Annotated in this window: 23 protein-coding genes and 1 pseudogene; 21 read left to right on the top strand and 3 right to left on the bottom strand. The window is 38.5% G+C overall.

Going from position 1 to position 23,107, the window contains the following annotated elements:
- Window positions 1–5: 5 nt before the first annotated feature.
- A complete protein-coding gene (locus tag ACY3FQ_RS17760; RefSeq protein WP_234694086.1) occupies window positions 6–815 on the bottom strand; it encodes a type IV secretory system conjugative DNA transfer family protein in 810 nt (269 codons plus the stop codon).
- Between the two features lie 37 nt (window positions 816–852).
- The gene (locus ACY3FQ_RS17765) at window positions 853–1,299 is read right to left on the bottom strand and encodes a DotD/TraH family lipoprotein (RefSeq protein WP_044103272.1); all 447 of its coding nucleotides are present in this window, start codon (window positions 1,297–1,299) and stop codon (window positions 853–855) included.
- A gap of 1,085 nt (window positions 1,300–2,384) precedes the next feature.
- On the opposite strand from ACY3FQ_RS17765, the gene ACY3FQ_RS17770 reads away from it, so the two are divergent.
- From ACY3FQ_RS17770 to ACY3FQ_RS17825, 12 genes are all read left to right on the top strand, one after another.
- Window positions 2,385–3,605, top strand: a complete 1,221-nt coding sequence (locus tag ACY3FQ_RS17770; RefSeq protein ID WP_227518656.1) for a hypothetical protein — start codon at window positions 2,385–2,387, stop codon at window positions 3,603–3,605.
- A complete protein-coding gene (locus ACY3FQ_RS17775; RefSeq protein WP_024160792.1) occupies window positions 3,606–3,893 on the top strand; it encodes a hypothetical protein in 288 nt (95 codons plus the stop codon).
- A gap of 10 nt (window positions 3,894–3,903) precedes the next feature.
- Complete coding sequence (locus ACY3FQ_RS17780; RefSeq protein WP_005005897.1) at window positions 3,904–4,587, top strand: DotI/IcmL family type IV secretion protein; 684 nt, start codon at window positions 3,904–3,906, stop codon at window positions 4,585–4,587.
- A gap of 13 nt (window positions 4,588–4,600) precedes the next feature.
- Complete coding sequence (locus ACY3FQ_RS17785) at window positions 4,601–5,548, top strand: DotH/IcmK family type IV secretion protein (RefSeq protein WP_005005900.1); 948 nt, start codon at window positions 4,601–4,603, stop codon at window positions 5,546–5,548.
- Window positions 5,549–5,569: 21 nt separating this feature from the next.
- Window positions 5,570–7,081: a DotG/IcmE/VirB10 family type IV secretion system protein gene (locus ACY3FQ_RS17790; protein WP_489774568.1), complete on the top strand. Its 1,512-nt coding sequence runs from the start codon at window positions 5,570–5,572 to the stop codon at window positions 7,079–7,081.
- 5 nt (window positions 7,082–7,086) lie between these two features.
- Window positions 7,087–7,968 carry a hypothetical protein gene (locus ACY3FQ_RS17795; protein ID WP_044110982.1) on the top strand — a complete coding sequence of 294 codons (882 nt, stop codon included), beginning with the start codon at window positions 7,087–7,089 and terminating at the stop codon, window positions 7,966–7,968.
- 10 nt (window positions 7,969–7,978) lie between these two features.
- The gene (locus ACY3FQ_RS17800; protein ID WP_005005910.1) at window positions 7,979–8,554 is read left to right on the top strand and encodes a hypothetical protein; all 576 of its coding nucleotides are present in this window, start codon (window positions 7,979–7,981) and stop codon (window positions 8,552–8,554) included.
- Between the two features lie 167 nt (window positions 8,555–8,721).
- Entirely contained in the window at window positions 8,722–9,135 is a 414-nt protein-coding gene (locus ACY3FQ_RS17805) for a hypothetical protein (RefSeq protein ID WP_024160796.1), read from the top strand.
- Window positions 9,136–9,245: 110 nt separating this feature from the next.
- Window positions 9,246–10,133: an HNH endonuclease signature motif containing protein gene (locus tag ACY3FQ_RS17810; RefSeq protein ID WP_024160797.1), complete on the top strand. Its 888-nt coding sequence runs from the start codon at window positions 9,246–9,248 to the stop codon at window positions 10,131–10,133.
- Window positions 10,134–10,143: 10 nt separating this feature from the next.
- Window positions 10,144–11,346 carry a hypothetical protein gene (locus tag ACY3FQ_RS17815; RefSeq protein WP_489774571.1) on the top strand — a complete coding sequence of 401 codons (1,203 nt, stop codon included), beginning with the start codon at window positions 10,144–10,146 and terminating at the stop codon, window positions 11,344–11,346.
- Window positions 11,347–11,407: 61 nt separating this feature from the next.
- A complete protein-coding gene (locus tag ACY3FQ_RS17820) occupies window positions 11,408–14,590 on the top strand; it encodes a hypothetical protein (RefSeq protein ID WP_489774573.1) in 3,183 nt (1,060 codons plus the stop codon).
- 122 nt (window positions 14,591–14,712) lie between these two features.
- A complete protein-coding gene (locus ACY3FQ_RS17825) occupies window positions 14,713–17,505 on the top strand; it encodes a type IV secretion protein DotL (RefSeq protein WP_489774575.1) in 2,793 nt (930 codons plus the stop codon).
- Window positions 17,506–17,545: 40 nt separating this feature from the next.
- On the opposite strand, the gene ACY3FQ_RS17830 is transcribed toward ACY3FQ_RS17825, so the two are convergent.
- Window positions 17,546–17,731, bottom strand: a complete 186-nt coding sequence (locus tag ACY3FQ_RS17830) for a hypothetical protein (protein ID WP_058952567.1) — start codon at window positions 17,729–17,731, stop codon at window positions 17,546–17,548.
- A 409-nt stretch (window positions 17,732–18,140) separates the two neighbouring features.
- On the opposite strand from ACY3FQ_RS17830, the gene ACY3FQ_RS17835 reads away from it, so the two are divergent.
- From ACY3FQ_RS17835 to ACY3FQ_RS17875, 9 genes and pseudogenes are all read left to right on the top strand, one after another.
- Window positions 18,141–18,314, top strand: a complete 174-nt coding sequence (locus ACY3FQ_RS17835) for a hypothetical protein (RefSeq protein WP_005005921.1) — start codon at window positions 18,141–18,143, stop codon at window positions 18,312–18,314.
- 86 nt (window positions 18,315–18,400) lie between these two features.
- On the top strand, window positions 18,401–19,489 hold the full coding sequence (locus ACY3FQ_RS17840) for a DUF6685 family protein (protein ID WP_042892355.1): 1,089 nt from the start codon (window positions 18,401–18,403) through the stop codon (window positions 19,487–19,489).
- 12 nt (window positions 19,490–19,501) lie between these two features.
- The gene (locus ACY3FQ_RS17845) at window positions 19,502–20,008 is read left to right on the top strand and encodes a hypothetical protein (protein WP_005005926.1); all 507 of its coding nucleotides are present in this window, start codon (window positions 19,502–19,504) and stop codon (window positions 20,006–20,008) included.
- On the top strand, window positions 20,001–20,543 hold the full coding sequence (locus ACY3FQ_RS17850; RefSeq protein ID WP_005005928.1) for a hypothetical protein: 543 nt from the start codon (window positions 20,001–20,003) through the stop codon (window positions 20,541–20,543). Before ACY3FQ_RS17845 ends, ACY3FQ_RS17850 begins: the two co-directional genes overlap by 8 nt.
- A complete protein-coding gene (locus tag ACY3FQ_RS17855; protein ID WP_005005929.1) occupies window positions 20,540–20,911 on the top strand; it encodes a hypothetical protein in 372 nt (123 codons plus the stop codon). Before ACY3FQ_RS17850 ends, ACY3FQ_RS17855 begins: the two co-directional genes overlap by 4 nt.
- A 9-nt stretch (window positions 20,912–20,920) precedes the next feature.
- Window positions 20,921–21,340, top strand: coding sequence for a hypothetical protein (locus tag ACY3FQ_RS17860; protein WP_000145713.1), 420 nt, complete (start codon window positions 20,921–20,923; stop codon window positions 21,338–21,340).
- 5 nt (window positions 21,341–21,345) lie between these two features.
- Window positions 21,346–21,798 carry a hypothetical protein gene (locus ACY3FQ_RS17865; protein ID WP_033917408.1) on the top strand — a complete coding sequence of 151 codons (453 nt, stop codon included), beginning with the start codon at window positions 21,346–21,348 and terminating at the stop codon, window positions 21,796–21,798.
- A gap of 276 nt (window positions 21,799–22,074) precedes the next feature.
- Entirely contained in the window at window positions 22,075–22,584 is a 510-nt protein-coding gene (locus ACY3FQ_RS17870; RefSeq protein WP_005005975.1) for a hypothetical protein, read from the top strand.
- A 138-nt stretch (window positions 22,585–22,722) separates the two neighbouring features.
- Window positions 22,723–23,107: pseudogene (locus tag ACY3FQ_RS17875) on the top strand (hypothetical protein); the annotation flags it as partial.

A 23,107-nucleotide genomic window follows, 5' to 3' on the forward strand; every position in this document is an offset into this window, starting at 1 on the left:
CGAACTTAAGGTTCGCTAACAAGGTTAATTTTTGGAATTTGATAGCTAGGTGCAATTTGTTCAGGTTGGAGAATTGGTTTCCAAGTTTCAATATTTGAATTGAACTGCGGTAATTGTTGGATTTGAAGCAATTTCATATCAAGAGCAATAGTGTCTTGTGTAGAAGAAACAGCCAGTGATTGACTGCTAATTGCTGGCATTGATAACTTGCCCTCTAAAACAAACTTATGGAAAGTAACCATCCCCAAATAATCTCGTTTAAGACGATCTACTGCATCTTCAACAATATTTCGGCCCTCAACTAAACCCATTTCATAAGACTTAGCAGCAGTCTCTTTCCATATTTTTCGTTCTTGTTCGTTAGCTGGTAACATTTCTTTCGGAATGAAAGTCACGTAATCAACATTGCTATCAAGTGTAGGGAAAACAAGGTACTGACGCCAATCAGGTGCACGATTACTGAAACGAGCTTGTTTCAAGATTTTATAAGTCTGCTTAGTCGTCTTGTACGACATGGCATTAGGTGTCTCAGTTACATCTTTTGATTCAATAATAACCGGGGGAACAACAACATCTTTGATCATGTAAGGTTTAAAGTTAAAGATTGTATCAAGGTTACGCTCTTGGCTTTTGATGACCTCACGAGCGTTGCTTAAATAAGTATTGATCCCTAACTTAATACCTTTTTGCTTAACTAATTCAAGCATGGCTTCATAACGAGCTTGCTGTTCAACATTACTAACATGAACTTCTAAAGAAGACTGGTTAGATGGGTTTAGTAGCTCTTGTAATGAAGCATTATTAGAGTAGTCCATAAAAACTCCAGATATGTATAAAAGGATTTAAAGGGTATTAGTTATAAGTCAATAAAATACTTTTATTTTGATGATCTAGAGTTATCGAAGCAGTATTTAAATATGCAGAAACATCGCGTAAAGCTTCTACACCAGTAAGACGCTTTTTATTAAAATTAACAATTGGAAGCTCATGAGTAGGACCAGCTTCTACAAAACGGTATCCGTATTGGCTAGAAATACTTTTAATTAAAGGTATTGGATCGCCTATGTAGTCGATATTTAAAAGGTCATGGTTGATGCTACCTTGTTTCTTCTGAACAGTTTGCATTTGAATTGCAGAAGAGTTCTTTAAGTTCTGTTGTGCAATTAAAGCCTCTTGAGATGCTTCAGATATAATAGATAAAGGGCTTGCTACGTTTAATTGAGTTACATCACGACTAGCACACCCAGACATCATTAAACCAATTGCAAGAACGCTTAAAAGCTTTTTATTGTGCTTCATTTTTACTCCAGATTAAGTGGGTATAAAGACAAAATGATTTTAGTCTAAAAACTATTAAAATGCACTTTTTTAATTATAAAAAATCCCTTAAAAGGTATAAAGCCGACTTTTAGGCACTCGCTTAAACCTAATTTATAAGCTTTAACGTATATCTAAGGGCGTTCTTCAGGCAGTCGTACCTGGCCTAAACAAGACAAATCTGTAAAAAATACTCTTTTTAAGTGCATTGTCTGTCCAAAACAATGCTTTTTTTTAGTAGTACTTATCTGAAATGGAAATACAACGTACTTTTTTCAATCAATTATAGAGAGTAAATGAGCTCTTATAGTTTGCTAGACATCTTTTATATTCCTTTATAGTCTTATTCTTTCTTTTTATTATCTTTTCTATTCTTTTTTGTTCTTTTTTTAGAATATAATTTATACAGAAAATAACAAAGTACATTTATTCTTTTTTTAATTAAAATATTGTTAATACTGTAATTTATATTTTACAGTATAGAAGTATATTAATAAAGATGTTTATATGCTTTTTTTAATTAATATTAAAAATATTATTGGTGATAATACAATTTATTTATAAGCCAGCTTCTTTAATATTAAATAAATTGATAAAAACTGTTTGAAAAAAAATGCATCTTGGTATATACCATTCCTAATTTAAAAGTTTAAAGTCATTAAAACTGCTACTTATAAAAACCTACCTTATGGTTTAGTGCTGTGCATCTTAAATATAAAGATTTGACACCTTAAACACCAATTAAACTGCAATAATGATAGGCTTAGATCGTATTTTTCCCTAAAAATTTAAGGCATCACAACTGGCAAAAGACTATTGAAACTATGCATATCAAGCACTTCACTGTAAAAAAGGTCCACTGTGTTTTTATGATTTCTCAACTTCATTTTTTTGATTTTTCCACTGTACTAACAAGAGAGGAGTCAAAAAAGACATTTGCATTTATTGGGCTTAAAAGTGAAAAACATTTTGCTTAAAGTGAAAAACGTTTTAACGAGTACTTTTAGAAAGGTGTTTAACGTTGTAGTATGTGCTCATGTTTTGCATGTGGATTAAGGGTGGTAGTGGTGAGCAGTTTTGAGAATCCTAATAGCTATCCAAAGACATTAAAAGAATACACAAGTCGTATAGAAGATTTTCCGTATTCTACTAAGACTAAATATGATATTGAGCTTAAGCAAAAGATTGATAAACATTTAGATAGTTCAGAGCTAGATTTAAAAATGTTATATGAAAACATATATTCTGAATTTAAAACTAAATCTGAAAATGGTTATTACGCGGAATCTACATTTAGAACATATCGTGCATATTTAGTGTATGGAATCGGTCTAAAGCTTAATGAGTTAAATAATGGCTCTATTAATGATGAAGATATAGATGCTGGTTTTGATGAATATTTTTTAGAAGAATTATATTTAAGAATCATTAACACAAAATATACAGCTAATAAGGACAAACCTAAGCGTACTTCTGAGCTGAAAACAAAGTACTTTGAACGCACGTTTTACAACTACTTGGTAAGAGAATTCGAGCATAAGAACGAGAGTAACACCAGGGTTAGTGAGTTTGATCGGATGATGGTTGCTTTTGTTGATGCCAATCTTGTTGTTGGATTGCGTCCTGTTGAGTGGTTTTCCGTTTCATTCTGTTGTGCAGTAAAAGGACCAAAACTGATCATGATTGTGGAAAATGGCAAGGCTACACATGGTCGGGCTAATGGACTTAAAAGGTATTTAATACTTGATGACCTTAAACATGAAGATCAAGAAAAGATATACCTTTATTGGAACTTGCTAAATAGGTATGTGAGAAAGGTATCTAGTTTAAATAAAAGTAGTGGCTATACCTTTGGATGGGATGAAAAACAGACTTTTATTAAAATACTGCAAGAGCGTTTACGTTTAAGTTATATCAATTACTTTAAGCTTAGAGGCAAGGTTTTAACTAATGAAGATCAACGACCTACTTTATACAGTACAAGGCATCAATGTATTGCAAATGCTAAGGTAAAGGGTATTGATAAGTTTGTGATAGCCGGTGCTTTTGGACATGCTGGTAAAGATACTGCTTCTAACTTTTATGGGCGAAAGTGGAGAGGCCATAGTGGTTTTAGTATAAAGCCTACTTTAGATTCTATTGAAAACGTTAATGGTAGCCATGAATTTGTTAAAACACTTTTAGCTAATAACCTAGATACCTTTTATTATTTTGATCTTAATATAGCAAATGAGTTTAATACCGACTATTATAAGGACGAATTAAAGTCGGGTTTAGTGATTGACTAAATGGATAACTCTAAAACTAATTTGACTACTTCAACATGGGGTTCTCCTTACGCTGAAGTATCAATAATAGGTAAAAGAAAATACGCAAGGCTTTTAAGAGTGTTGGTTAGTACGTTTGCCTCATTGTGCATTTTAACCGTTTTAACAACGCTTAGTTTTGTAGCTTTTAAACTCACCACAACAGATTTTGAATCTTTGGTTTTTGATGACGGCACACCAGTTAAGTGTGTGCTTAGCTCTAAATCAGATCGTCCAATTCCATCTGTTATATATCAGCCAGCGAAATAGGAGTGCTGTTGTGTCTAAAGACAAATCTAATGAAAACGCTGAAATAGGTTCTTGTGATCCTAGTCTTTGGCTCAGAAAACAGGTGGATGAAAAAGATAAGGAGATTGCAAAGTTAAGACGATGGCTTGTTTTCGTGTTTTTCGCTTTTATCGTGAGTGCTGTTCTTGCGATGATTATTTTTGCTGCCTTTAATGCATACCCAAAAGTCAAAGCTGTTCAAACAGTAGATAACTCGGTTATCTGTCCAATCGAAGCATCAAAAAACCCTCGCGTTACTGACGTTGTTATTTCTGAATTCGGTAAGAGTGCAATTCTTTCTGTCTACAACTTTGATTTCTTGAACTGGCGTGACGTTATTAACAATGCTGGTTCAATGTATTTCACTGAGGGCGGTAAAGATTCATTGATGAAGCAAATCGCTCAATCACAAACAGTTGGCACAATCGTACAAAACAACCTAACGATGCGAACTACTGCTACTGATGTTCCACAAATCGAAAACCGTGATTTACATGCTGCAGAACCTAGTTGGACTGTTCGTGTTCCTATCACTACTCAATTCTTCTTAGGTGACAAACAACCTAAAGAGACTCACCGCTTCATTGCGACAGTTACTATTGTTGAGCATCCACGTTCTTATCTGAACTACAACGGTATTGCTGTTAAGACAATTACGTTAACTCCAGCGCGTTAATTGGATGATACTTATGAAATTGAAAAAATTATCTTTGGCTCTTTTTGCTTCTACTGCATTAACTACAATAGTTAATGCTGCTGATATGCCTCCGAATACTTTTGCGGATGCTCAATCTCCTTTGGTTGCACCTGAGGTAGTTGATACAGCATCGGAAATTGACAGACAGGTTCACAATCTTGTTGGTTTGCAGTTCACACCTGAGCAAACAAAAATAGTTAAAGGACTTTTGTTGCAACAAAAACGAAGCCTTTCTAGTCCTTATGTAAATACGCCACAAGCGAAAACCCGTAGTTTGGGTATTTCATTAAACCCTGGTGAGGAACCGCCAGTAATTCGTTTAAGCGCTGGCATGCTATCTACTATTGTCTTTACCGATTCTTCAGGAAATCCATGGAACATTGAAAAGATTTCTTTGGACCGTGGACGTTTCTCAGATGGCTTAGGTGAGCAAAACGAAAAAGAGCCAGACGAAATCCCTGAAACTAACATCCTTTCAATCGAACCATTAGATCCAGCTGCTTTCGGAAACGTAACGGTCACATTAAAGGGATTGGGTGCTCCAGTAATTTTGATGTTAGCTACTGGCCAACGTGATTTAGATGTTCGTGTAGACGCACGTATACCTGGTCGAAGCCCAACAGCCAAAGCTATGTATTCAACAGGCAATCAAACATCGATTATTCCAGATGGTGTGAGTTTGCAATTTATGGATGGCTTAGCGCCTGAGGGTGCTGTTGAAATGCGAACTGATAGTCCTAATGTCCGTGCTTGGAAGTTTGGTGGCTATATATATGTGCGTAGTAACTTTGGTGTTATTCAACCAGCCTTTTTGAGTTCTTTCCGCGCTAACAACGGTATGAAGATCTTCCGTTATGAAGATTCTGAAGATCTGAAGTACATCACATTTTCAACGACTGGCGGTACACCTAAAACTGTTTACCTCGAAGACGCATTTTAAGTCATTAAGTGAGAATTAAAAATGGATTCAACGAACCAACAAAATAACCCGAATGACATTGAAGAGAATTCTAGTCGTAGCACTGAAGTAGGTACTACCGATGAAACTATTATTTCTGCAAACCAAGTTCATTCAGAAGAAGACCAACCTAAAAAACTGAAAAATACAAGTATTAAAACTGCTAACAAAAAACGTGTTTTTGCAGATACGCGCTTTCGCGTTGTTGCAATTATTGGTTTGGTAGTAGTTGGTGGATTAGGTTTTTTTATGTTTAACCCAATGGGGAAAAGTGACCAACTAGCTTTAGATAATCAGGTTGCTATTGCTACACCAGAAATCCAAGGACAGGGTACAAATGTTATCCCTCCTGAATACGTAGAATATGAACGTCAAAAACAAGCTGAAGAAGCTGCTCGAGCTGGCAAAAATGGTGAAAGCTATTTGCCCGAATTTAAAACAGTTGCAACACAAGATCCAAACGGCGATCTGAACGATCAGAATTTTATTACAGGTCCAAATGGGCAACCTGTAAACGGTTCTGCAACAGGTGGTACACCAAATATTACGCTTGAACTTGACCAGATGGCCAGAGCTAATATGGCAAATCAAGGTGGTGCATTACCTCAACCAACTAGCGGTGGTCTACCACAACAACCACAAACACAAAACGGTGCTAATCAAAACGCACCGATTTATCAAACTAACTACGCGCAACAATATGAACATGCTTCATCTGCTGCTAATGATGTTGCTAATGTATATAGCCAACAAGCAGCTGCTTATGCAGAATGTAATGCTGCAACGCGTGAATTAAGTCAAACTGCTTTTGTTGATCAACTTGCTGCGTTTTCTAATACAAAGAACAAGGTCAACGGATATTCAACATATAAATATTCACACAACACTAAAGCATCGGAAGGGCAACAAAACCTTGGAAGCTTGAACGTTGCGAATACGACTAGCGAATCTACTAAAGGACTAGCAATCATTAAAGCTGGTACAACAATGAAAGCGCGTTTAGATACAGGTGTGAATACTGATAAAGGTAAAAACCTATTTGCTACTGTTATTGGCGGTAAATTTAACGGCGCAAAACTTATTGGTACTGTTGGTCTGAATACTGCGGATATTGAATTTAACTTTACCCGTATGTTGTTTAAGGGCGAAGAGTATGCAATCCAAGTACGAGCTTTAACTCTTGGAACAAAACAATCGGGCATGGCTGATAAAGTCCAAAAACACACTTTGCAAAAGCTTGGCGGTATGGTTACTGCTGGAATCTTTGAGGGTTACGGACAAGCCTATCAAAACATTGGTACAACCCAAATCACAAATACTGGCAATGTTGTAAGCACGAAGGAAGAGCCAAACGATAAAGAAATTGCCGGGAACATCATTGGTAACGTTGGTACGGAAATGGCGAACATGGCACGTACATCAACAGTTCGACCAACTACGTATATCGTTAACAGCGGAAAAGTATTTGAAGTCTTTTTTGATGCTGACGTAACAACACCGAAAAGTAAGGGGTAAGCGAAATGTCTGATAATCAAATGACTGCTGAACAGGCAAAGAAAAATCTAAAAGATGCTGAAGGCAAACCCCAAAAAGGCGAAGGTCGTGCGAAGGGTGGTATTCCTCCAAAACTTCTTATTGTTATTGGTGTTATTGCCTTAATTATGATTGGTACTTTCTTTTGGATACAAATGAGTAAACCAAAAGACGTCAGCACGGCAGTTGCTCCAGAACAAACACCAGAATCCATTGATACTGTTGGTCAAGGCATTCAACAAACACAAGCAACATACAATCAAAATCAACAACCTTTAAAGGACAATAGTATTGCTGATGATACGGCGTTCATTGTTGATGAAAATATTGTGTTTAAAGATCCTACCACTGGTCAATACATGATTATGTACAAATCCATGTCGTATCCGATTGATTCTGATCTAGGAATAGAGGCAATTAACTTCTATCAAAGTCAGGGTACGAATGCACTTATTTTATTACAACGTTTGAAAGAAAAAGAGCAAGCGCATGGGCAAGTACAAAACGGCGAACAAACTGCAGTTGCTCAATCAGAAACCATAATCAAAAATGAACAACTGAAAGCTGAAAATGACGATCTTAAAAACCTTGTTGAATTGCAAGAACAGGCAATTAAGGAATTAAAGACTAGTTTAATCAAAATAGCTAAAGACCAGACTAAGCAAAAGGCTTTAAGTACATCGGGATCTAAAACCTTATCAATTCCAAAAGGTGCAAAACGCTTGGATGCTTTTGCGGTTGTAGGCGATCGCGCTTGGATGACAGATTCTCAAAACCATACATATACAGTCTATGTAGGTCAGAAGATGCCAGACAATCGCACGGTCTATGCTGTTGACGAAAACGAACAAGCCATTTGGGTGAAATAAGGAAAATAGCGTGGATGCATTAGATATAGTTAAAGCGATATTAAACATATACGGTCCACTACTAAGCTTTATACGCATTTGCTTTGTTGTAACGGGGTTGGTGATTACTGGCACGGCGCTTTTTGACTTAGTGCAAGCATCATCACCTCAACAAAAGTTCTTTGGTCATGGAATGAAAGAGCCTACCACTGGTGGGGCATTGTTGAAGATTCTTATCGGTGGTGCTTTTGCATCACTTGGATATGACGGATATATCATTGGTGCACTAGGTTCTTCATTGTTTGGTGGTAATGGCATAGAACTTGTAACGGTACAAAGTTACTTGCCTGATGCTGGTGCTAATGATTTAGGTGCATATATCGTTACGGCGGTTGTAGGTTTTACGCAACTGGTAGGGATTATAGCCGTAGCTCGTGGCTTATATGGTTTTGTAGAGAAAATTGATGCTCAAGGCAATGCGACATACCGCAAAGCATGGGTTTTAATTATAACAGGTGTATTATGCGTATACGTTCAGGACGTACACGATGTCTTTGTTAATACCTTTGGAACACAAATAGGAGGAACCTTTTTTACAATATTTTAAACAATCTTCTTAAAATAGGGTGAGAGTTTCTTAAAAACCTTGTATAAGATATTGAAGATATTTAACGAGAAGTTTAAAATTAAGCAACTTAAAGCAATAGGGTTTTAAGAATGTTTAATTACAGTGCGGAGATTAGCTCCCGTATATTAAATAAAAGGAAAATGACAATGGTATCATTAGTAAAACACTCAGTTCGCACTGTAAAAGCGACTGCATTCCGCGCAAAAGTAATGTTTTTAGCTTTTGTTTCTGCATTAATGGGTCAAGTTGCATATGCAAACACTGGCACATGGAACCCAGGTGGTACAGCTTACGGAAAACACGCTGCTGGTTCTGATGCGAATGAAATCTTAGGCCGTGGTGAAACATTAGGTCAAAACGTTTATAAATTCTTAATCGTAGTGTTCATGGTGCTTGGTTTAGGCTTAGTTGGTACTGGTTTGTATATGATGTATACATCAGAAGAAGATCAACAAAAGAAAAAGAAAACTGCTTGGATCTGTATTGGTGTGGGTGGTGCGTTATCAATCGTAGGCTTCATCATGTTCTCTGCTGCGAACACTATTACTGGTAAAGCGTAATACAATAATAAATAAGTTTAAAAGCGTGGCTTAGGCTGCGCTTTTTTTATTTTAAAAATAGTATATACATGTTTTAATTAGACCTTACTTAATAGTATTAAGGGGTTTAAGTGAAACATATAAACCGTAAGTTTGGTATTTTAAGACCTATTAACGGCGTAAACGACAAGCAAGAGATACGTCAAGATAAAACTATCCATGATGGTTTTAAAACCAATGAGACAATAAAGCAAATAATGTCTTCACAACCAGCTAAATGCTATTTTTGTGATTTCTATGACGAATACTTTTTAGAGCCACATCACTTAGACGGCGATCATAGCAACCATACGGCTGAGAACATTGTAGCGGTCTGTACGCTATGCCATGCACAAAACCACATCTTTGCACTATCACTGGAAAAGAAAGCTGAAATATGCGTATTGAGTACGAACATACCTCAAGAGATCTTTAATCAATATCAACGTGCATTACTGGTGTTATCGCATAAGTCTGACAACCAAGATCCTGAGCTTGCTAAGTTCGCACGGCGACATCGCCAAAGCTTGCTTGTAGAGCCGTTAAAGCGCCATCAACGCCCTAATCCTACAAAGATGTCTGAAGCAGAATACGCACGTAATATGTTTGAGGATATACAGGCGTTTAATGCGATTAAGACACGAACCCAAACAATTGATACCCAACTGTACTTCACGGACATTAAGTTCAACACAATGGCTGAATATGAAGAAGCCAAGCAAGAAGATATGTTGGTAGCGAACGTTGATTACGTAGACCAGCTCCGCAAGTACAAAGAGTGGTATTTGAATGCCATCAAAGAGAATAAAAACTTTTCTTTGTATCAACTCGCAAAAGCTTTGGAAAAGGTATCAGACGAAGCATACGAGAGCTTTAATCTGCCAAACCACTACATAGTATTTTCCCCGAATATCTTTACTGACGAGCAGTATGAGTACTACCAAACACTAGATGTATTTAAGGGTTTGGGTGATAAGTGAGTTCACATAAATGACAGAATGCTTAACAGATACCGAATACATAGATATGAGCTTAGAAGACGTTATATCGGGCATAGTGTTACAGCCATTTAAGCCTGACATAGTGAATGATATAGCGGTATTGGATAGCGTATTTGAGACGGACATATTGAATGATGATGAATACTCATTTATTGGTCCATACATCTACAAATATTGGGAACTTGGGATAGATGCACTACCAAAGGAAACGCACGATCAGCTATCGATATTTCGCTTATGCGTTATAGGTACTGAGGCTTTCAACTTCCTGAACGATTTGTATATACCAACGACACGCGACACTGGTCATACATCTAACACGCTAATGCTACTCTATGTTGTACATATAGCGATAGGGAATCAGACAACAACTGGTGAAGACTCAACGGGGCATTTTCAAGATCCACTGATTAAAGCGCTACTGTTGATGAATATCCCCGTTAACAGCGATTGTTTGCTGTTGGATGACACTTTGGTACACCTAAACAAAATAACGGCGCTGAGTGGCTTAGACGTTGAAATACAGGTTAAGCAAAGTGTGAGTGTGAAGCATAAGAAATTACTGAGCACCAACTTTGGATTTGACAATCCATTATCAATTATAAGCGTTTTGGAACAAAAGAAACTGTCTGAAGAACTGACACGCTACTTTCCGATGATACATCTACCAACGTCCGTAGAAGATGCGACAAACCAGATAGATACGGGCAACTTAAAAATGAGTTCGCTGCAATCTTTTTGTATATACCAAAACTTAAAGCTATCGGTGTCTAAAGTTTTCCACGAACAGGGCTTATACCAGAACAAAGAGATCTACATAGAGCTTGATAAGGTTCACTTCCAACTTAAAAATACAGGTTCCTTAAACTTCAAGGTGGGTACTTTAGGGGAAAACCAAGAGGTTTTAGAAATGGCGTTTTGGCAACTGCTTAATAAGGGTTTAGTGTTTGATCTAAATAGTTTTAAGAAGTATGTCGAATTAAAAGAGGACGAAACCGTTAAAACTGATGTATTTACTAATTCAAAAAATGATAATATCCCTTTTAACAGTACCTTCTATGAGCTTTTATTAAGGTTGGTTTTAGATACAAGCTTAAAACCCTCTGTTAAAAGTCTTGAGGTCGCAATTCAAAATAAGGATTTCGACAGTGCGATTAACGTTTTAAGAGAATTACCATTTTTTAGTGCTTAATGCTTAAAGGCATGTCTAATCAAAGATAGACGTAGAAAGGTGAATTAATAAAGGTGTTTAAATGAGTAAGAAGAAAGCTGAGAAGTCTGGTTATAAAAAGACTGGTTACTCCAAGATTGAAATTATATTGATGTTATTCCTACAAAGCATGAAAGCTGACGTGGAGGATTATTGCGATTTAGAAACAGTATCGGACGAACATACGTTTGTCACAAAAACTGGTGCAATGATTACGATCATCGAATATAAGGGGATTAAGAGTTTAATTAGTGGTGATGCATTCAGCCGTCAAATTGGTTTGATGACGAGCAACATGCGTAACTACTTCAAAGACCGTGGACATACGATTCATCTAGCGTTCAAAGTAGACCATGAGACGCCATACGCGATTCATGACTTGAACGCCATGCAAAAGGCGACCACGGCGCGTTGTGCGATGAATCTAGACATCATCATTGATGAAATGACAGAAACCATTTCAGGCGGTGTATTTAACGAAAGCTGTTATATCGCTTTAATCTCTGAGCCAACCTTACTATCGCCAATCGATAAAGCTCAAGACTCAAAAAACCGTAAAAAGCTACTGTCGCAAATTACAATGCCAAGTACGGTCAATGCTCAAGACATGCTTAAATCATCGGACAGCTTATACGTACACCATGAGTCTTTTGTCTCACAATTCTTAAACTCACTCTCAACTGAAGAATTTCCAGCAATCTATGAAGTATTGAATGTTGTTGAAGCTGGTCTAACGATTAAAAAACAAATTGCCTCACATTCAACTTCAGATGACTTCACCTTGTCTGTGCCGATGTTGAATACACGCTTACCGATGCGTTGGAAAGAAATACCATCAGAAGATGATGCGTCACACGTTTTGTATCAACCGATCTCAGAACAACTCATGACGAATGCGATCTTACCTGGTACAAGTCAAGGTTCATTCTATCCAGTGGGAAGTGTTATCACTGACGGCGTTGTATATGCGCCATTGATGGTAGATATATATCCAGCGAAGACGAATACGTTTGAAACGCTATTCCGCTTATTACACCAGGCCAAAACGCACGACACTAGCGGTAACATCCGTTCTATCCCATATGCGGTGAGTTACTGTATTACTGGTGATGGTATGGCTGGAACCATGATGAAACGCACGTTATCAAGCGTTATTCACTTTATGACGGCACAAAACAAAGCCATTCGTAATGCTGGTAACATTTTGATGGCCACTAAAAATGACCTAGATCAAGTAGACACTGTTGCTGGTCTGCAAATGACCATGATGACATGGGCACCGAATACCGAAGATGGTGTAAACATTCTTGTAGGACGGCGCCAAAAGCTTTGGAAGAGTTTTGAAGCGTGGGGCGGTGCAAAAGTCATGGAACAGGCTGGCGATCCTATTTTGACTTGGGCATCACATATACCGGGCTTGATGGTACGTAATCACGCACCTATTTCACCAGCGCCGTTGTTTGATGTGTTCTACATGTTACCGCTGACACGTATTAACTCACCATTCCATAAAGGGCATCAGCTCAACAAAACCTTGGACGGTAAACTGATTATTCTTGATTCGTTCTCAAATGAAGTGACTGTATGGACGACTATTAACATTGGTAAACCGGGTACGGGTAAATCGGTCACAATGAACAAAGGCATGCTTGAGGACATCATGATGCCTGGTAACGAACGTATCCCGTTGACCTATATTGTCGATGTGGGTGAGTCAAGCCGTGGGTTAGTAGAAACAGTGCAAGATTCATTGCCTGAAGAGCTACGTCACTATGCCATCTATAAGCGTATTAAAAACTCAAAAGAAGAAGCGATTAATCCGCTTGAATTCAGCATGGGCTTACGCTACCCGTTGAACTACGAAATGCGTCAAATGACAGCGTTTTTAAGTTCATTGGTAACACCGCCTGAATTGAAAGGGCAACCAGCCAAAAACACTTCTGACGTTATTGGTGCGGTCCTACGCCGTACATTCTATTTTGCTGATGATACGAATGCTGATCATAAAGCACGTAAGTACATGCGCTTTGCAGATCCAGAACTAGATCGCATCATGGAAAAACACGGACTGATTGAGCCACATTCTGAACAAGGTAAGGATATTTCTTATTACGCTCTACGTGATCTTTTCCATTCATTGAATGAGATCCGTGGACGCACGTTGGCTCACCGTTACGCAATGCCGACTATTGGCGATATGATTGAAACACTTTCTGATTCATCAATTTTAGATGTTTGGAGTGATGTTCATATTGATAATGAACGAGCACTGGACTTTTTGGCGCATCAGATTATGGCTGCACAAAATACCTATCCAGCATTCTTCTATCACACCAACTTTGACATTGGTAACGCTCGTGTAGCTTCTATCGACTTAAACGAAGTTGCGACATCATCAGATCCTAAAACTACATCGCTATTCTTCCAGATTGTACGGATGTTCATTAAACGTAAGTTCGCCGTGAGCCGTGACGATATTCCAAAATTCCCACAAGCTTATCGTGAATATGCAACCCAACTGATTAATGAGCTTCTTGAAGACCGCAAAATTATGTCTTATGACGAATTGCACGTTGCGAAAGGCGATCCAATCCTATTAGAAGAATTGGCTGAAGACGCACGTACATTGCGTAAATGGGGTGCTCGTCTTAACTTGGCATCACACAAAGTAGAAGACTTTAAAGACTTGGTTGGCTTTGCTACGGCGTATGTGATTGTCGATCCTGGTACACGCGAATCTCGTGAAGCTATTCGTGACAGTATCGGTCTAACTCAACTAGAAATGGATGCGCTTGGTTCAGGTAACGTAGGTTTCTCAGATCAAGGCTTAACGTACTTCAGTAAAATTAAACTCGAAAAAATGGAATGTTCGGGCTTATATACCGTTTCACTTGGTCCAATCCTTTTATGGTCACTCAGTACACATCCCGATGAACGTGCGCTCCGTAACTACACGTATGACCTTATCGGTGAACGTGGTAAGGCGTTGAAGGTCCTTGCACAATTTTACCCAAAAGGTGCGAAGAACCAGATTAAGACACGGCGTACCATGATTGAGAAAAATGCCAAAAATAAAGGCACGGACTTTGACGAAAACAAAGCAACTGCTTCAGTGATTTCTACCATGGCACAAGAGATGGTTGTTGAATATCAACGCTATGAACTTGAGCAAAACATGAAGAAAAAATTACTGAACCAACGTAAGTCTGAAGCTGTTTCTTCTTAACTCCAATCAGCTATATAGATTTGCGTTAATTGGTATATACATTGAAGTGCTTGGATATGGGTAAGGTCGTTAAACAACGACTTTGCCTATTATCCTGAAGATAAAAGAGTAGGTCGCAAAGTATGGCTTCTACACAAAAATACGGCACACAAACAAAGTTCAGACCTAGTTCGCTTAAGCGTGATACACGATCAGGCTTAGAGAAAATCCATTTAAAACTTACAGCGCCAGACGGCGCTAATTATTTGGTTGGCGTTCTTGGTGCTATTGCAGTTATTTTGTTTGTTGTTCCGTTTGGCGGTGAGATATTTATAGGGATCGCGTATTACCTATTAAAACGCTACACACATCCGAATGATTACTTTTTTGAGTGGCCATTCCGTGCGCCGTTGCATTCAAACTCACTGGATGCGTCAACTGACATTACATCACGCGTAAAAGATGACGTACTGGACAATCCAAAAGCCTTTTTGGAATACGCACGTACCAATCGCGATAAGCTACAAGGTGAGGGTGTGACTTACCTTGGTCGTTGCCGTGAAACTGGTCTACCTGTTTATGCATCCAACTCCGATGACCGTACACATCAAATTGTGTTAGGTACTACGGGTTCGGGTAAAACAGAATACATGCTAGGTAACTGTGCCAACCAGTACGTACAAAACTCAGGTTATATCTTTGTAGACGCAAAAGGTGATACCAAGGCTCAACAAGACCACTATCGTTTATGTAACCGCTTTGGGCGTAATGAGGATCTATTAACGATCAACTTCATTACCTCAGGTCGTAACATGCTACGTGCACAAACCGACAAGATGACCAACTCAATGAACCAAATGAGCAACACCAGCTCAGGGATGTTGATTGAATTCTTGATCAACTTGCTTGATGACTCAGGCGGTGGCGGTGGTGACATGTGGAAAGGTCGTGCGATGGCCTTTATCGCTGCACTTACACGAGTTTTGGTCTATCTACGTGACAATGGCTTCATTCAGCTTTCACCAAAAGTATTCACGCAATACATGGAACTTGAAGCACTTGAAGAATTGGTATTTTGTCATAACGATAAATACGGGATTGACTTTGAACGTGTGGCTGAACAGCTTCAAGGCTACCTCGTTTCATTACCTGGTTATTCAAGCAACCCTAAAAAGTTAAAGAAACAAGAAACCAAAACCCGTGAGCAACACGGTTATATCACCATGCAGTTAACCAAGGCGATTAACGACTTGACGTTTAACTATGGTCACATCTTTGGTGTAGAGCATGGCGGTGATATTGATATTTTTGACGTTGTACTTAACCGCCGTATCTTAACTGTGCCATTACCAGCTCTTGAGCGTTCACCAGACTCACTCAAAATGCTCGGAAAATTAATCATTGGCTCAATTAAACAAATGATGGCTGGTTCCCTTGGTAACAAAATGGAAGGTTTACGCCGTGCCATTATTGACGCACGACCAACCAACGCCTCTACTTCATTTAAGCTATTTTTGGACGAATGGGGCTACATCGTTATTGTCGGTGCTTCGGTTTTACCAGCTCAGGCACGTTCGCTTAACTTCTCTATTACGTTCGGTGCTCAAACATTTGAAGATATTGAACGTGGATCTAAAGAGGAAGCAGCTGCTACATGGGGTAACACGACCGTTAAAGCCATTGGACGTACTACTTCGGGTGCTGAAAGTACAACATACAAATTGGTTGATGGTTTTGCTGGTGAAGAGTGGCAAGGTAAAGTTAACTCAATCAATATGTATCAAGGTCTAGTATTCAACCGTTCGGTACCACAAACAGAAGTCCAGTTCGCCAAAGAAAAACGTGTGACAATTGAACAAATTGCCGGACAGCACAACGGCGAATTTACTTTGCTCATATCAACTAAAGGGGAAGGTGGTAAAACTTCAGACGTTAAAATCGTATCAATGTTGGCGTTCTATGTGGCTGGTGATCAACCCAAGTACTTACGCTTAAATGACCTTTGCCCAATCTTCAATATCCAAAAATCTGAAATCTACGATCCTACTTTAAAAATTGAAGACTTCATTCATGAGATTGAGGAAAAACACACGCTACTGACAGACAACAATTCATCTGCCAATGTCACGGCGCTTGGTGATTTTGAGATCTGCAGAAAGCTCAATAACACCTTGTACGAAAACAACAACACGGTAAAAGACTTTACTCAAGATTTTGTACATCAGATTCTTGAAGCAAGACGTCTTGAATCCATCACACCTGAAGGGATGGCACCTGGTCAAAGAACAGTAATGTCTTCGTCCACGGCGAAAGGTGAAATCTCCAAAGAACAAAAACACCGTGAAAGTATTGTTTCAGCACAAAAAGAAGCAAGTGATAAAGACCAGACTATTGAGAACCGAAAACAGTTGCAGTACTTCGGTAGGGGTTCTGATATTTCACCTCAAGTAGAAGCTGGTGCTTACAACAATGCGGATCTTGATGCTGAATTTAATATCTATGGTGAACGTATAAGCGAACCTGAACAGGCTCAACAGGAAAGTGATGTTGAAACTGTGACTCGCGCCGTTATCACACCAATGAACCTAGACAGCTACTATGATGAATTGAAAGAGATCCTAACAGGATATGACTTAACCGTTGCGCCAATTACTGAATATCAGCTTGTTCAGATACCACGCCATGTAAAACCTGAAGATCAGACACAATACATTGCGGAAAACAAAGCCAGTCTTGATCAAGCCATCTCACATAGCACTAAAAATGAAATGGAATTCGTAGAACAACAGTATGCAGCTAAGTTTGAAAAAGCTTTGATGAAAAACCCGTTCTCGCACGAATGCGTTACTTTTGAAAAATTGTTGGTGATACTTGGTTCAAAAGGTTCTTCAGCTTCATTACGATCAGGCATTACAATCAAAAAAAAGGATGACTAAACGCATCCATGTAGAAGACATAAGGCTGGTTATCCAGCCTTTAGTTTTTTTGGGTGAGCTGTTTGTACTTAATACGCCTTAATTCATCACTCGGCATGTATTGGGCTATTTCATATTCGCTCTTATACGGCGTTTCATTGAATATGGCCAATAACAACAACTGCGACAGCGGAATGGCTTCAGGCACCATCATTTCGATTAAGCGAAACTTTTCAGACGCATTCACATCAAATGCAACCAATAGCGCCGTATATGGAATGTGGCGATCTGCAAGTGATAAATCGGGGTAAATAGGTTGGTCCTAGTGCTAACGTTTGAAAGTCATACATATTCAAGCAAGAGATAGCTTTAGGTACATTGGATAGGTTCACGGCGTAAGATTCAATGTTTGAACACATATTGGCATCCAGTTTGGTTTTAACCCTAGTTTAGATGCATTTTAATATAATAACTTAGTTTTAACGTGCATATTCTTAAACATAACTAAACCACTTCTTAAAACCTTGTTTTGTTTTAGGCTTAATCGGTATATACCATTTCATAAAAAGTTTAATGAACTGTGTTTTACCCTTTACAATCCTTAATACATCAATTAAATTGCCCTTAAATCACATCCAATATACAGGATATAGGCAATGACTAAAGAACAGCTAGAAAACTTACAAACACTTGGAATGACTGACTATAAAACACGTTTACACGTTAAAGGTGTGCGAATTGTTGAAGTGCAACAGTACTCAAAGTCTGTCGATAACAACGCCGTACAACCACTTGCAACTAATACCACTCAACCGCAATTCTTAAATTAATTTTCCAAAAAAATACTTATAAGCACTTTCTGTATTAATATATCTTTATTAGTTTTAATAAAGCATTAATCAATGGAGTGCTTAAAATGTTAGACACTTTACTTTCGGTATTTTCAGCAAAACATAAGCTTTATAAGAATCTCAAGTTAAAACCCTTTATTGATACCCGTTTAGTCAATTCTGACAGCATCGCCATGACCGATGTTTTCCCTTTTCATCAAATCAAAGATTCTCTTTGTATGACTGGTATATCTCCTACTAATTTTGTACCAGGCAAAAACATTGTTTTGAATCCACATGCCAAAGATAACGATTCCATCAGCTACCTTGGTCAAGATACGCAAAATCATAAGCCGTTCTACATCTCTACCTTTGCTGAAGAATTGGCTGAAGTATTTAATCCGATTTTTGCAGAAATCATTCATCTTGAAACACCATGCTTACTTGACCTATCTGAAATTGGGGGCTTCTCAAATTCCAAGTCGGATTTAAGCCAGTACCGTAGCATTGATGATTTTGTAAAAAACGCATGCCCTGATTACATTAGTGATGTGAGTATGGAAAATTTAGATCGAATGTTGTTATGGCCAGAAATCCGTTTATTGAACTCTCCAGATACAACCACTGATCAATTTTTTATCTATGGCTGGAGTCCTAAGATTTTTGTTCAAAATGCTGGTGGATCACATCACATGGCTGCTGCACATTACTTGGCTAAGAAACTGAGCCAATGTGTGCCGATTCAAGGCAAAGTAAGTTTGAATCTAATCTCAAATAAAGCACTTCAAAACTTTGATTCAAAATACGCTGCGTTCGCCGTACCAGATGATGCATTGATTGATATGGGGAATGATTTATCAGAATCAGGGCTTGAATATCAGCTGGTGTTTTTCCGTGAACGTGAAGTTAATTTTATCTTCTTCAAAAAGAATGATCAGAATGCCCGTGTTATTTCGCTATTCAACAATCTGCATGCTTCATTGAATGGTGCATTAAAGACGGCGGTTCAAGCGCAATTCAAAAATGAAGCACTACTCACCATCATGAGTGCTAACCTCTCTGATACATCAAAAGATCAATTTTTTAGCACACGCCCTCACTTGGCTGAGATCTACAATCACGTTCAAAACGAAGTTTGTTTGAGTGGTCCTAAACCGACTAGCCCGACAATCTAAGGGGTAGGGAATATGGATCACCAATCATCAACTACACCACATGCACTCATTCTCGGTCTGACACTTGAACAGGCCATTTCTGTTTTAGCAAAGAAACCCGTTGATGCTACCCACTACAACTATCTTGAAGATGACGAGTACAACACCTACGTCATGATGAAACCTGAGTGGACTAGTCTCAACAAACATGCCTACCTACATGTAGATGGCTTAACCCATGAGCGTAAATGGATGTTTATGCCGAATGCTTCAGGTGAGTACAACTTGCTAGAGGGCTGTATTGACCTGTTTGAACTTAACCAGGCCATCGAACAGCAATATCTTGTGTTTGAACAATTCCTGAATAGCCACGGCGCACCGTTCCGCAAAGTTGGTGAGAAGTTTTCTTTTGTCACTCAACTTCTCTTTGATGCATGGGTGATAGATCCAGAACGTGCGATTCAAAAACTTCATGAGATGAAGGAAACAAAAATCTCATTACAAGTGCCTTTGCTTCATGGGGATAGTCAGCATGATTGATACGCAAAATACTAATGAAAACATTGCTTCAGAAATTGAAGCTCGTAGCGCTTTTGAAAATAGATACGGCGTGGTCGGTAGTCTGTTGGCCAGTGGCAATTATTCTTCTTGGGTGCATCAGGCGAAATGGGAAGCTTTTCGTGATGGTTGGATGCAAAGTGAAGTAGAAACTAAAAAATCTATCTATCAAATGCAAACACCAGCCATCAGCGATGACCAATTGGAAGTGGAAAAATTACTGCAGTTGCTCGATGACTTTTGGAATAAGAAATGGGGCGATTGGAAATCATCTGCAGATATGGTGGCGCAAGGTGAGGCAAATGCCTATGAACATGCGAGAGGATTGCTTGAAACGGCGATAAAACAAGATGAAGCCACATGCCAGTGGTTACGCAATCAATTGGCAACGATTCAAACTGAATTGGATGCTTTTATCACATTCGTTAATGAACACCTTGTTTACCATGAAAGTGATGGTCCAGATTTAATGTCGAAGATCCAGAAGCTCAAACATTTGATAAAGGTTAAACCATGATTACGGTTCAAATAGAGATGTGTGGCTTTGGGATTAAACGGCGTTGGGAGTTTGGAGATCCGCGCCGTGCGCCAATTACAGTTTTAGAAATGGGCTTCATTAAGGTTTGTAAAATGCGTGGTGATAGCAAACTGGTTGAGTTCATGAGGGGTTATGCAGACGACAAAGAATTCAACTGGCATCCCAAAGTTCGCATTGCACGTAGAAAAGCAGAACGTAAAGCCTATTCGTACTATGACAACCACTACAAACAGCAGATTAGAGAACTTTTCGATCGCCAAAATGTAGACCGCCAAAAACAATATGAATTGGAACGCCAAAACAAAGCGTTATTGGCTGTTATTGAACTTAAAAAAGAACAATCGTAGGTATATACCATGACGGGAATTGAATATTTTCAGAAGTATGGCTGGAGTCACGCCGTCCAGTCCGTTAGTCGAATTCCAAGTGAATACAACGAATATTCACCAGATCTCAAAACTGTTGTTGTAAACGGCAACTTTCGTTATGCGATGGCTGCGGAAATCAGCAAAAAGAAAACTGAAGTCTATGTTACTGAGCTCAAACAAATCATTGAGAGTGAAAAGCTACTAGAAGACTTCTTTAACTTGAATCTGGTTGGTATAGAAAAAGGCTTAAGTAATGCTAAGCGTGAAATGCAAGACATGGAAGAACAGGGGATTGTTGAATTCAACCATCGTTTTGATGACGACCTGACTTGCACCACGGAACGCATGAAACTTGCCATCGCTCAAATAGACCATCTTTATCAAAACAACATTACAAAAAGTGAGTAATGCCCATGTTAGAAATGTTCCAAAATCAAACCATGCGATATATCTCTATTGCCATTGGCGTGATTAGTATCTTTATATTCCTATACCTACTTAAACTCGGTGAGGGGCTTGTCATTAGCCTTATAGTTGCTGTGTTCATATGTGGTTTGAGTTTATTCAAACTGAAAAACTACTATGAAAAAAATAACCCATACATCAATGCAGAACACCTTGCTTGGCTGTATGGTGAATTGCAAGAATATGACCAGGATCTATTCACAACTGTCAGCAATCTGACCAAGAGTACTGGACGTTTAGAATTGAGCCAGCTTAAATCAATCCGTAACCGCTATGCTTCTTCCATGAACGAAACTCAACTACAAGCATTGGCCAGTGAACATACTGAAGAAAGCAAATATCGCTTAGACCAGTACAACTACTCAATTTATGTGATGGATGAAGTCATTAATCAATATTAATGGCTGTAATCTAATGGTGAGAAATATGAGTCAGCAAAAACAAATTAAGCAAAAAGTGAAGCTTTTAGATATATCCCCTCTATCCGCTTTTTTTGGATTTTAATGTCTGAACTCTCAGTCGTTTATGCGTTTTATTCGCCCTTATATGATGAATTATCGGGTGCCAACCTGATCATCATTCTTTATGCAATCTCTATTAACATCGCCGTGTTATATATCTGCTATACGCGGTATCAAATGTATAAAGAGCTACAAAACTATTGAAAGGTTTATAAAATGAACACAACTCTACCTATTCTTATTCATAGCGTTATTGGTGGTATTGGTGAACATCCAGATGCTAAAAAACGAAGCTTAGGATACGGCGCTATCATGCTGTATATACCGATTGAACATATGGTCGGTTCAGGTGTACTTAAGCTGATGATTGATGTGAATACACTGTCGATCTATGCGTCTGAAAATCCTAATTACCTAAAACAACCACATACCATCAATGAAGCTTCTCACTTGTGGAATGCATTGCGCTTTGACAGTGCTTCTAAAGCCAGTCGGAAGGTCATTCATGATAATGGGTATGTTGAGTGTTTGTTTTCCATTCCTATGAAGGTTCTTGAGCCATTTATGGGTGCTGAATTGATTCAAAACGAATTAGGACTTCCATACATGGCCATCGATCAAAGTGACAAGTCGAAATGCATGCCGATTTGGTATGATGTCAGTAAATCGACCAATCAATTTATTGATGGCAACTACAACGATTATCCTGGTGTGCAGCCAACTTAAATTTTTAAGAAAAGTTTTTAGCTTTGATGATTTGTTAATTATTTATATCGACCAGATTGGCGATGATGAAGAGAACAGACTCAATATGGCCCGTTTAATGGGCCACATTTATTTTTATAGATTAGGGATGCTAACTGCGTGAAAACAAAAATCATTTTAAACATCATTTCGTGGACCTTAACCGTCCTAACTTGTTATGCGTGGATTGCCTTTACGTTTATTGAACCAGTTGGCTACACCATGACTTTTCTTGTTATTTTAATATTGATGACAGTAGTGCTCAGCTGGTGCTTGGCAACACCTTATATTAAGACCAAAGACCGAACCAAGCGACTAGACGAAAACTTTAAGCTACTTATGCTCTCTGTTGCTGTTGTTCCACTCCTAATGTTTCTACTGTCATATGGTTTTATATGGTGTTTCAAGACGCTAGAAAAGAAACAGTTCAACCATGACCATATTGCTGCGATGGTACCGGGTAGTAACTTCAATCAACTACAAAAGTTTGCCAAGGAAAACTACA

This window comes from Acinetobacter sp. AB03 (assembly GCF_058107045.1).